Genomic DNA, 11,785 nt, shown 5'->3' with positions numbered 1-11,785 from the left:
TATTTTCGGACCTGACAACCTTTTTCAAAATAGGGTTTTATTTCTCCAAAATACAACAAAAGCTATATGTCTATCTAAAGCTGTAAACCATGCCTATGGATTTTCAGATCTTGGATGCAGATTACCAAATCGTCAATGACAGCGGGCCTGTCATCCGCCTCTTTGGCAGGGGAGCGGACGGAAAAAGTGTATGCTGCTTTGTCCCGGATTTTGAGCCTTACTTTTATCTCAAGGCCTCTGGAGACCTGCACGCTGTAGCAAGGCTTATAAAAGATACTTTTGAGCAGGTCAAAAAGGTCGAAATTGTCGAAAAATTTGAACCTGTCGGATACCAGAAAACAAAGAAAGAAATGCTCAGGATTACTACCCGCCTGCCAAGGGATGTGCCTGAGATAAGGGACGAGATTCTGAAGATCCGGGATGTTTTGAGAGCTGAAGGGGACTGGCAGATTTATGAAAGTGATATTCTCTTCAGAAACCGTTTTTTAATTGACAGGAACCTTGGAGGCATGGTCTGGGTCTCTGCAGAAGGGCAGCCAGTAGACCCCCCTCGATACTTCAGGACCGGTTCTGCAGGCAGTTCCCATTGCGAAAACTTTGCATGTGATTCTTCAATCCTTGCATCCGGGCTAAAGAGGGTTGAAAGCCTGGCCATTGCTCCTTTGAAGTACCTCTCTTTTGATATTGAGTGCCTGCCCCTTGACGGAGGGATGCCTTCTCCTGACGTCTCCCCCATAATCATGATCAGCTTTTCCTTCGAGCCCGAATATAAAGGGCATAAAACCCTTATTCTGCTGGCAAAACCTGCTGAAGGTATGGACGGGGATGTTATTCCATGCAGGGACGAAACCGAGATGTTAAACCGGTTTTTTGAGATTCTTTGCGAATATGACCCTGACATTGTTGCAGGGTATAACCACCAGGACTTCGATATTCCTTATATCACGGACAGGGTCAAAGCCCTTACTGCAAAAGGGGAAGTGATCAATCCTGTTGTTGGCAGGGACGGCAGCCAGATAGGTTATAGAAGGTTCGGGCTCATTACCCGGACTGAACTGAAAGGAAGGGTAGTTGTGGATGCCCTTCCTCTTATAAGGAGAGCTTTCAGCCTGAAGCAGTATACCCTGAGAGTCGTTTCAAAAGAACTTCTGAACCGTGAAAAACTTGATGTTGCTCCGATGGAGATGGAAGAGTACTGGAATGATTCCGGGGATAAATTCCGAAAATTTGTTGATTATTCACGCAGGGACTCCGAGCTTGCCCTGGAGCTTGTCCTTGAGCTGAGGCTCCTTGATAAATACATTGCTCTTGCCCAGGTAAGCGGGTGCCTGCTCCAGGAGATTGTTGACGGAGGCCAGACTTCCATGGTTGAGACTCTTCTCCTCAGGGAATTCGGGCTGAAGGACAGGGTTATTCTTCCAAAACCAGGGGACGAGCTTTCGTCTGAAAGGTACGATATGAGTTCGGACCTGAAAGGTGGAGAGGTACTGGAACCGAAGAAGGGCCTTCTGGAAAATGTGCTGATCCTTGACTACAAGTCTCTTTATCCGACCATCATGATGGCTCACAACCTGTGTTACACAACTGTTGTGACTCGAGACAGGCCTGATGGGATAACTATCACACCTCCTTCGGGGGGAGAATTCGTGCCTCCGGATGTATTCAGGGGTATTGTGCCTTCCATTCTTGAAGATCTGCTTAACCAGAGGGGAGAGACAAAGAAAAGGATGAAGCGGGCCTCGGATGAAAACGAGTATCGTGTGCTTGATGCCACCCAGCTCGCCCTGAAAATCCTGTTGAACAGTTTTTACGGTTATTCGGGGTATGCCCGGGCAAGGCTCTACAGCCTGACGCTTGCAAACGCCGTAACCAGTTTTGGAAGAAGCAATATCCTGAATACACGGGACCTTATCAACAATACTATAGGAAAAATCGTTCTCAGAGGTTCGGCAGCTTTACTTCTCGAAGAAGCAGGGGAACTTTCCTCTCAGGACAGAATTGTCGAACTGTCAGTTGCTTATGGGGATACGGACAGTGTTTTTGTGCACTGCAGTTCAGGAGGAGATGTCTCCCTTGAAGATGTCAGTCTTGTAGGGAACAGGCTTTCAGAGATTGTTTCGGCTTCTCTGCCTGACCCGATGGAGCTCGAGTTCGAATCTGTTGCAAAACGCGCCCTTCTCATTGCAAAGAAACGCTATGCACTCTGGCTGTTTGAGCCCAAAAATTCCGGATGGGAAGACAAAATCAAGGTCAAAGGCATGGAAACAGTGCGCAGGGACTGGTGCGAACTGACTTCAATAACTCTTAACAGGGTTCTTGAGCTTGTGCTTATAGAGGGCGATGTTGACCAGGCTGTAGAACACGTCCGTAAGGTGGTCAACGATGTCAGAAACCTTGACCCTGGAAAAGACGCCGAGCTTATTGAAAAGCTTGTCCTGACCCGGACCCTTACCCGGAAAACTGAAAGCTACAAAAACAAGCAGCCACACCTGACCGTTGTAGAAAATCTGAGGAAGCGGACCGGGGTCATGCCTTCGATAGGGACAAGGATTCCTTTTGTTATCATCGCAGGAAAAGGCCTCTTTGTTGAGCGGGCCGAGGATCCCGACTATGTCCGGGAGCGCAATGTGCCTATAGATGTGGATTACTATATTAAGAAGCAGATTCTGCCCCCCGTGGAACGCATTCTGGGGGTTTTTGGAGTCAAAATGTCTTCCCTTGACTTTGATTCTAAGCAGAAGGGCCTCTTTGATTTTGAAGTGAAGAGACCTGAAGTGAAAACGCAGGAAAAAGAAAAAGTCTCCTCTCAAAAGGAGACCGAAGGGATAGTACAGGAAGAAAAAATCCAGTGTCCGGAAAACGGGCGTGCAGAGCAGCGTTCCCTGTTCGATTTCTGACGCCCGAATTGCGCCTCGCCCGAATTGCGCCTCGCCCGAATTGCGCCTCGGGAGTACGCGGTCCGTTTCACTCGCTTCGCTCGCTCAAGCAGACTAATTTATAGTTTATCGCAGTGAGCTTCTCTTAAGAGGACTGAATTACAAATATCTCTGATCCATACAACTTTATTCACTATACCGGGTCGTTCTTGCCACGCTCGACGCACGGCTCGGGGTTAAGGAAAATATCTATCTGGCTGACAGGCCGTCCCAAGCGCCGTGGTATCTGACCCTTTACCATACATTCTGGCCCTCTGTTTTATGTCCTGCTTTTTTATCGGGTATTATGTCCTGTTTTTTTATCGGGTATTATTTCCTGTTTTTTTTATCGGGTATTTGGCAACCTGTTTTGAAGATTATTAACTGTGGCATTATATTTCTTTTATATCTTTACTATATAGTAAAACAGTTTAATTGGTACTTATTTTTTATATGTACTACAATACATTATATGTGGCGAATATTTATATATCTCTCTCCTTTTATAATCAATTATACTGGAACTACCTTTAATAACTATAGATTAATGATTTCTCATTATTTTTTATGGAGTATGTGTAACATGGCGAATAAATTCAAAGCATACACAACCCTCACATTACTGGTGATCGGGCTTGTGTTTCTGGGAATTGGATGTACCGGGAATGAAAATGGTGAAGGCTCTTCCTCGGTTCAGGATATTTCTCTGAAAGGTTCAGACACAGTTCTTCCCCTTGCTCAGGCTGAAGCTGAAGAATTTATGACTGAATTTCCTGAAAAGAGTGTGACAGTTACCGGGGGCGGGTCCGGAGTTGGGATTGCTGCGCTCATTGATGGAGGGGTGGACATTGCTACTGCATCTAGAGAAATGAAAGCTGATGAAATCGAAGCTGCTAAAGCAAATGGCATCAATCCGGTGGAGCACACTATTGCCATTGACGGCATTTCAGTGGTTGTAAACTCCAATAATCCTGTTTCTGAACTTACCTTTGACCAGCTGCGCGGCATCTACAACGGGAGCATCAGCAACTGGAATGGTGTTGGTGGCGAGGACAGGCCTATTGTGGTGATTTCTAGAGACAGCAGTTCCGGAACTTATGAATATTTCAAGGAAGCCGTGTTGCTTGGGGACGAGTTCCGGCCTGATGCCCTTACCCAGCCTGCAACAGGGGGAATTGTGAGTGAGGTTACTCAGAACCCCAGCGCAATCGGATACATAGGCGTTGCATACCTCGATGAGAGCGTAAAGGCCCTGAGCCTGGATGGTGGAAACGGCTCTGAATACCCAAGCTCTGAAAATATCATAAGTGGTGCATACCCACTTTCAAGGCCTCTGTACTTCTATACTGATGGGGAGCCTTCTGGCCTCACAAAGGAATTCATCGACTATGTGATGAGTGAGGACGGGCAGAGCCTGGTGTTTGAAATTGGGTACTTCCCGATAAATCAGTAAACAGAAACACAATTTCAAGGGAATACAATGCTCAACAGAAAATATAAGGAAAAAACGATCGAATCGGTGCTTTTCTCAGTAAGCGCCCTTACTGTCGTCCTCCTTTTCCTTATATGCCTCTTTTTATTCAGGGACGGTTTACTTCTTTTTAAAGCTACGTCTCTTCTGGACTTTCTTACAGGGAAGTTCTGGTACCCGACATCCGTAAACAGGCAGTTCGGGTTATTGCCTCTGTTTTTCGGTTCACTTCTTGTTACCGCCGGAGCAATTCTTTTTGCCGTGCCTCTGGGGATTGCTTCTGCCATCTATATTTCCGAGATTGCGCACCCAAAGGTTGCGGATTTCCTTAAGCCCTTTATCGAGATCCTGGCAGGTATTCCTTCGGTTGTATTCGGGTTCTTCGGGCTTGTTGTACTGGTCCCGTTTGTGCGGACTGCCTTTAACCTGCCTACGGGACAAACTGCTCTTACAGGCTCGATTATGCTCGGGATCATGGCGCTTCCCACGATAATTACTATTTCAGAGGATGCCATAAGTTCTGTTCCCAGCACTCTCAAGCAAGGTTCGCTTGCTCTTGGGGCCACAAGATGGCAGACTATATACAAGGTCATAATCCCTGCAGCCCTTTCCGGAATTTCAGCAGCTGTAATGCTTGGTATAGGGAGGGCTATAGGGGAGACAATGACTGTCATGATGGTAACCGGAAATACTGCAATAATTCCTTCTTTTCCCGGAGGCATTCTGGACCCTGTGAGGACAATGACTGCCACAATCGCACTTGAGATGGGGGAGGTTCCCCAGGGAAGTACTCACTTTCATGCCCTCTTTGCGGTTGGGTCTGTACTTTTCATCATAACTTTCCTGATCAACCTGATTGCGGATTCAATTAAAAAGCGATACAGGTTCAAGGTGGACTGAGCATGGGATTGAATGCAAGAACAAGTGAAAAAATTGCCTTTGCACTGCTCAGGCTTGCAACACTGATGGTAGCAGGGTTTGTGCTGATTATCCTTGCCTATATTGTTTACAATGGGTACAGTGTAATTAGCATTGAGTTCCTTACCGAGATGCCCAGAAGGATGATGACGCAAGGTGGGATCTATCCTGCAATTGTGGGCACTTTAACTCTTATCCTCGGGTCAATGGCTGTGGCTCTTCCCATGGGGATTCTGGCTGCCATCTACCTCAACGAGTACGCAGGAGAAACCCGAACTACCTGGCTTATAGAAATGGCAATTAATAATCTTGCAGGAACTCCATCTGTGGTGTTCGGGCTTTTCGGGCTGGCACTGTTTGTTAAATACTTTGGTTTTGGCCCTTCTATACTTTCGGCCTCTCTCACCCTTTCTCTCCTGATCATTCCGGTGATTATCCGTTCCAGCCAGGAAGCCCTGATTACAGTCCCTAAAGAGTACCGGGAATCCTCTCTCGCGCTTGGGATCAGCAAATGGCAGACCATAAGGCATGTGGTCCTGCCGGCAGCTATTCCGGGAATTGTTACAGGTTCCATCCTGAGTATTGGAAGGGTTGCAGGGGAAACGGCTCCTATTCTTCTTACGGGCGCAGCTTACTACCTGCCAAGGTTGCCTGACTCGATCTATTCCCAGTTCATGGCCCTTCCCTACCATCTCTTCGTGCTGGCCACCGCCGGGACAAACATTGCCCAAACCAGGCCCCTTCAGTATGGGACGGCTCTGGTCCTGTTGATGATTGTGCTGGGCTTAAACCTTATAGCGGTTCTGATCCGCAGGCATTACAGGCAAAAATTGAAAATTTGATTTAAGTTTTGTTAATAACGTATCAGGGTTTATATGATAATTGAGGTCCATAAATGACTGAAGCTGTTCAAAACGTAGCTCCGCCCCAGATAGAAGTAGAAAACCTTAATCTGTGGTACGGGGAAAAGCAGGCTCTTAAGAATATCTCCATGCATATCCCCAAAAACAGCGTAACCGCTCTTATCGGTCCTTCCGGTTGTGGAAAGTCTACCTTCATCCGGTGTTTTAACAGGATGAACGATCTTATCAAAAACTGCAGGGTCGAAGGTAAAATCTCGATTGAAGGTAAGGATATCTATGGAACAGGCGTGGATGTTGTTGACCTCCGGAAACGTGTTGGAATGGTTTTCCAGAAGCCCAATCCTTTCCCGATGTCCATTTACGACAACATCGCATACGGGCCGCGTATTCATGGTATAACTAAGAAAGATCTGGATGGAGTTGTCGAGGGTGCCCTTCGTTCGGCTGCCATCTGGGATGAGACCTCAGACCGGCTCAAGTCTCCTGCCCTTTCCTTGAGTGGGGGGCAGCAGCAAAGGCTTTGTATTGCCAGGACTCTGGCAGTAAAGCCCGAAATCATTCTTTTCGATGAGCCCTGCAGTGCTCTTGATCCTATTTCAACATCAAGGATCGAAGAACTGATCATTAACCTTAAAAAAGATTATACGATAGTAATTGTAACTCATAATATGCAACAAGCGGCAAGGATTTCGGACTACACGGGCTTTTTCCTAATGGGGGAACTGATTGAGTTCGGTCAGACAAGACAGATTTTTCAAAATCCTATGGAACAAAGCACTGAGGATTATATTACTGGTAGGTTTGGGTGATTAATATGGTTCGAGAACGATATCTAAGGCAGCTGGACCTGCTCAAGGAGTCCGTACTTTCTCTCGGGGAAATGTCTGAACTGATTTTTCACGACTCCATGGAGGCGGTTATAGACCTCAATGTCGAGCTTGCCAAAAAGACGCTTGCCCTTGAGCCGGAAGCAGATAAACTTGAGGAAGGAATCGAGGTTTCGATTTTTGACCTGCTTGCGCTTCAGCAGCCCATGGCCAGCGACCTCAGGCTTGTTGTGTCGGCGCTTAAGATGGCGGCAGACCTTAGAAGGGTCGTGGGGCTTTCAATCAATATTGCCAGAATTCCCGGAAAAATCGAAGGTGGGCATGTGAAACCGCTCATCGACACCAAAAGAATGGCAGATATTACCGCAGATATGATTGCAAATTCCATCAAAGCTTTCGAGACGCGGGACCCTGAACTTGCAAGAGCGACAGCCGCCCGGGATGAAGAGGTCGATCAGATCTTTTATGCAGTCTGGGTAGAGTTAATAGAAATGATGGCTAAAGACCCAGGTATTATTTCCAAAGCCACACATTTGCTCTTCCTGATCCGCTACCTGGAAAGGATTGCAGACCACTGCTGCAACATCTGTGAGAGTGTTGTCTATCTTACGACGGCTGAACGCATTAAGTTAAACTGAAACGGCTTTCTGGCTGTTTTCCTTTATTTTTTCTTTTCCTTTTTTCCTCTGCATCTTTTTTCTTTCCTCCTCTCCTCTGCATCTTTTTTCGTTTCTCTCATTTTTGTTTTCTCTCATTTTTGTTTTCTCTCATTTTTGTTTTCTCTCATTTTTCTCCTTTTACTCAAGTTTTTCTTTTTTCACCCCTTCTTTTCTCTTATTTTTCGATCTTCAGTGATGTGCATGTTTTAAGTATATTTATAAGCATATAGACGCCCATGCCTGATATTTATATCAAAAATACGAGAATTTATTATAATAACTCTCTTCAGCCTGCCGAAATCCTTATTGAGAACGGCAAAATCACTAAAATCGGAAAGGACTTCAGGGTTTCAAGTTCGGACATGGTAATAGATGCAGGGGGTGCACTTACCCTGCCTGCCGGAATTGACGTGCATGTCCATTTCAGGGAACCGGGCATGACTCTAAAGGAAAACTGGTACACAGGGTCATGCTCTGCAGCTGCAGGGGGTATTGCCACCGTTATTGACCAGCCAAACACCATACCTCCTACAACAGACAGGCGCACTTTTGAACAGAAGCTCAAACTTGCCCGGAACAAGTCAATTGTTGACTTCGGGATTAACGGCGGGGTTACGGGAAACATTGAGAAGCTCAAAGAACTCTGGAGGCTGGGAGTCACGGCTTTCGGGGAAATCTTCATGGCTGAGTCTACAGGCGGGCTAAACATCAATGAAGAAACATTTGAAGAAGCCCTAGCTGAGATCAAACGCCTCGGAGCCCTTGCTACAATCCATGCCGAGGATGAAAAGATGCGCCTTGAAATGGAACAGTTGTTGAAAGATGATGTTTCTTATGAGTACCATTCAAGGGTACGCCCAAACGAATGCGAGGCATCGGCTGTCAAGAGTGCTCTTGAACTCATTTCCAAACTCCAGGTCAGGGCACATTTCTGTCATCTAAGTACGCTTGAAGCTGTTGGAATGATACGAAAAGAAAAATATCTTGCAAAAAGAGAAAACAAAACATCCCTTTTTACATGTGAGGTTGCTCCTCATCACCTGTTTCTCTCTACGAAGGACTGGGAGAGGCTCAGGTCTTTTGGAAAAATGAACCCTCCTCTGAGGGGAAGCCACAGCATCAAAGCGCTTGTAAATGGGCTGAATGACGGGACTATTGACATGGTGGCGTCAGACCATGCTCCACACCTTGAGTCTGAAAAGGATGTCGATCTCAGGGTAGCTCCTTCCGGGGTGCCTGGGGTTGAAACCCTTATGCCTCTCATGCTTGCCGCGGTCAGAAAAAATATCCTGCCCCTTTCACAGATGATTATGGTAACAAGCAGAAACCCGGCAAAGGCTTTCGGGCTGGATCTTCAGGGAAAAGGCCGGCTTGAAGTGGGGTTTGATGCAGATCTCATTATTGTAGATCCACGCAACCTTCAACCCATAAAAGCTGAAATGCTGCACAGTAAAGCTGGCTGGACGCCTTTTGAAGGAATGGACGCGGTCTTTCCGCAATATACACTCTCCAGAGGAGAGGTAATCTGGATAGAAGAGTCCATTAATGCAAAGCCGGGAAGGGGTAAGTTCCTTGAAGGCGGCGGAAAAAGGTTAGAAGAAGATGATGAAGAAAACTCTGAAGAGGCCGGATATGATTGAGCTTCCGGAACTCTCCATTTTAAACACTTTTTTAGTAATATTCAATTGAGTCCAGCTGGGAATGTAATAGCTCCTGATGCTTCTTTTCAAGGAACTTATATACCGCGCCGTGTGTAGCTCCGTCAAGCAGCATTTTTATGGCTGTTCGGATTATGGTGTTCTGTTCAGGGTATCCGAGTATGGATACGGTTTTTCCGTATACTGATATCTTGACATTTATCAGGCTTTCCGCAAGCTCTCTGGTTCGTCCACCTCTTCCTATAATCCTGCCTTTTACGCGCTGGAGCTCTTTTGGAGTGGTGGCGACGTCGGATAGGTCAATGATCTCAAGCATTAACATGTCATCTTCAAGGATTCCAAGGGCTTTTTCGGGACTAAAACCTCTTCCTATAGCTTTGAGGGTTTCAAGAATCCTGAATTCTTTCAATGGATCTTCCCCGCAGGTAATATCGATTTTTCCGCTGTCGCTGTCTATGTCCAGTTGACAAGCGGTTTTGTCCTCGATAAATTTCTTTGTTTCTCCTTTAGGACCAATAATTGCTCCGATTCGCTCTTTGGGAATTTTAAGATACTGAGTCATGTTGTTTCCGCCTGTATTTTTGAAAGCAGTTCTTCAGGTTTGTCTGTTATTCCATAGCGGCTGAAGAACCTGAGTATATTTTGCACGTCTCTGTAGAGAAACTCTCTGGCATTAGGGTGTTCTAGAGTCACAGACTGCCCCATGTCGATGAAAATCGGGGTCGTATCTGCCGGATCAATGAGGATATTGTATTCACTCAGGTCGGCATGGACGAGATTCGCTTCTTTATTGAGGAGGCGCATATATTCGACGATTCTGTCATAAACAAGCTTTGCTTCATCGTTTTCCAGGTGCGTGTTCTTCAATAGGGGATAGGGCACCTTTTCTTCTCCCATGAACTCCATTATAAGAATATTTTTCTCCGCAACCAGTGGCTCAGGCACTCGTATTCCTGCGCTCTTTGCACGCGTCAGGTTCTGGAATTCCTTGCGTGTCCATGCAAAAATGATGTCTCGCCTGTTATTTCTAATGTTTGTGAAGCGAGGGTCTTTCATAATATAGGCATCCATCGCCTTGAAAGTGCTGCTGGCCATTCTGTATATCTTTATTGCCAGTTCTCTTTCCTCACCTTCTGCATAGAAGACATTTGCTTCCTTTCCAGTACTGATCGAGCCCCCCAGCGCCTTTATTATGCCTTTATTGGAAAGGGTATAAAGGACTTTAAGGGTGGGCACGTCGAATACATTTTCTTCCACCTTCAGCCTTTCGGAGTCTTTCTCCCTGGCACGTGCTTTATCTTTGGCGCTGTCAAGGCGCCTTATTTTTTCGTCCTGGTCCATTCCTATGTTATCCTTTCAGGTACCCTTTTCTCTCGAGCCAGTCTACCTGTGGCCTTGTGTATTTCCATATCACGTCTGCCTTTTCGTTCTGAAATTCCCATGGCACAACAATGACAACATCTCCTTCTCTAATCCAGGTTTTCTTCTTCATCGAACCTGGGATTCTCCCCATACGGACGACTCCATCTATGCAACGGAGCTTAAGACGGTTTGCACCAAGGAGACTTTCAACGGTTGCCAGAATCTCGTTATTTTCCCTTTGCGGAGTACGTATTCTTGTAACGGTCTCTTCCGCGCTGGGGTTGGCGTTTGATATAGGTTTCTTTAAGTCTGCCAGTGTGATACCTCGTTATATGTAGTTTGCAATTATTATAGTATTTTTAATTTTTATACCCTATATATCCTATATCTCTTTTTTCGGGCTTTAAGGTTATTCATCGTGCCGCTTTCAACTTCCTGTTGTTATTTTAATGCTGCGCTTTTCTGCTTTCTTTTTATCTCTTCTTATTATCCTTTTTTTCAATGTGACGCACACGGCGACAGGTATATATATCGGATGCGTGTTTGTATGTCTTACACGTGAAACAAGCGTGCATCGCTCTCGAATTATTAATTCAAGGGTGGAATTCAGGGGCTGAAAAATCAAACTTTCATTATATGTTATGTTTGTTTTTCTTTACAATGTTGCCTGAATGAAAATCTTTATATACTACAACTCATGTATGTATGTTTCCAGTGCCAACATGAATATTGTTGTGTTGGTTGGTTCTCTCATAGTCATGTGGTTTGATATTTCGTCTTTTTCAAAAGAGAAATGCAATGCCTTATATACTATGAGCGTGTACATATATCTCTCTCTCTGGCGTGGACCTCAAATCCCGCGAGAAAGTTTTCTCATAGTAATCTGGTGAAGGTTCTTCCTGTCAAGGGGGGAATTAGGTACCTTTAAATACTATGAGTGAGTAACTATAATTTCCTGCATCATAAATGCAGCAATTACTACTCATTATTAATTTGGTGGAGACAGGAGTTATTTTTTCTGTCTGACGAGGATTTGTCGGTTCGGTTAATTCTGGGTGATAGATGTTTCAACATCTATCGCGAAATGAACTAACTGAATTGCTAGTTGTTAG

General features: G+C 45.6%; 11 protein-coding genes. 7 read left to right on the top strand and 4 right to left on the bottom strand.

Annotation, left to right across the window (positions count from 1 at the left end; genetic code table 11):
• The first annotated feature begins 89 nt into the window (after positions 1-89).
• The 6 genes from EO92_RS15620 (at position 90) to phoU (ending at position 7,632) form a co-directional block, all read left to right on the top strand.
• The gene (locus tag EO92_RS15620; protein WP_048173028.1) at positions 90-2,897 is read left to right on the top strand and encodes a DNA-directed DNA polymerase; all 2,808 of its coding nucleotides are present in this window, start codon (positions 90-92) and stop codon (positions 2,895-2,897) included.
• 601 nt (positions 2,898-3,498) lie between these two features.
• Positions 3,499-4,368, top strand: a complete 870-nt coding sequence (locus EO92_RS15615) for a phosphate ABC transporter substrate-binding protein (protein WP_048173025.1) — start codon at positions 3,499-3,501, stop codon at positions 4,366-4,368.
• 27 nt (positions 4,369-4,395) lie between these two features.
• On the top strand, positions 4,396-5,286 hold the full coding sequence (pstC, locus tag EO92_RS15610; RefSeq protein WP_048173022.1) for a phosphate ABC transporter permease subunit PstC: 891 nt from the start codon (positions 4,396-4,398) through the stop codon (positions 5,284-5,286).
• Positions 5,287-5,288: 2 nt separating this feature from the next.
• Positions 5,289-6,146 (top strand): phosphate ABC transporter permease PstA, encoded by an 858-nt coding sequence (gene pstA, locus EO92_RS15605; protein WP_082106023.1) that lies wholly within the window; start codon positions 5,289-5,291, stop codon positions 6,144-6,146.
• 53 nt (positions 6,147-6,199) lie between these two features.
• The gene (gene pstB, locus EO92_RS15600; RefSeq protein WP_048134832.1) at positions 6,200-6,976 is read left to right on the top strand and encodes a phosphate ABC transporter ATP-binding protein PstB; all 777 of its coding nucleotides are present in this window, start codon (positions 6,200-6,202) and stop codon (positions 6,974-6,976) included.
• A 5-nt stretch (positions 6,977-6,981) separates the two neighbouring features.
• A complete protein-coding gene (phoU, locus tag EO92_RS15595; protein ID WP_048173074.1) occupies positions 6,982-7,632 on the top strand; it encodes a phosphate signaling complex protein PhoU in 651 nt (216 codons plus the stop codon).
• Here phoU and EO92_RS18865 read toward each other — a convergent pair.
• Positions 7,624-7,749, bottom strand: coding sequence for a hypothetical protein (locus EO92_RS18865; RefSeq protein WP_255350355.1), 126 nt, complete (start codon positions 7,747-7,749; stop codon positions 7,624-7,626). The genes phoU and EO92_RS18865 overlap by 9 nt on opposite strands.
• A 140-nt stretch (positions 7,750-7,889) precedes the next feature.
• On the opposite strand from EO92_RS18865, the gene EO92_RS15590 reads away from it, so the two are divergent.
• Positions 7,890-9,293, top strand: coding sequence for a dihydroorotase (locus EO92_RS15590; protein ID WP_048173020.1), 1,404 nt, complete (start codon positions 7,890-7,892; stop codon positions 9,291-9,293).
• A gap of 31 nt (positions 9,294-9,324) precedes the next feature.
• Here EO92_RS15590 and EO92_RS15585 read toward each other — a convergent pair whose 3' ends face one another.
• The 3 genes from EO92_RS15585 to eif1A are packed head-to-tail and all read right to left on the bottom strand — an operon-like array spanning position 9,325 to position 10,995.
• Positions 9,325-9,873 (bottom strand): KH domain-containing protein, encoded by a 549-nt coding sequence (locus EO92_RS15585; protein ID WP_048136999.1) that lies wholly within the window; start codon positions 9,871-9,873, stop codon positions 9,325-9,327.
• Positions 9,870-10,652, bottom strand: a complete 783-nt coding sequence (locus EO92_RS15580; protein ID WP_048173018.1) for a serine protein kinase RIO — start codon at positions 10,650-10,652, stop codon at positions 9,870-9,872. Before EO92_RS15580 ends, EO92_RS15585 begins: the two co-directional genes overlap by 4 nt.
• Positions 10,653-10,659: 7 nt before the next feature.
• The gene (eif1A, locus tag EO92_RS15575; RefSeq protein ID WP_082108212.1) at positions 10,660-10,995 is read right to left on the bottom strand and encodes a translation initiation factor eIF-1A; all 336 of its coding nucleotides are present in this window, start codon (positions 10,993-10,995) and stop codon (positions 10,660-10,662) included.
• Between the last annotated feature and the right edge of the window lie 790 nt (positions 10,996-11,785).

This window comes from Methanosarcina sp. 2.H.A.1B.4, from assembly GCF_000979385.1.
Classification (GTDB): domain Archaea; phylum Halobacteriota; class Methanosarcinia; order Methanosarcinales; family Methanosarcinaceae; genus Methanosarcina.
This window is presented reverse-complemented; position numbering and strand designations above follow the sequence as displayed.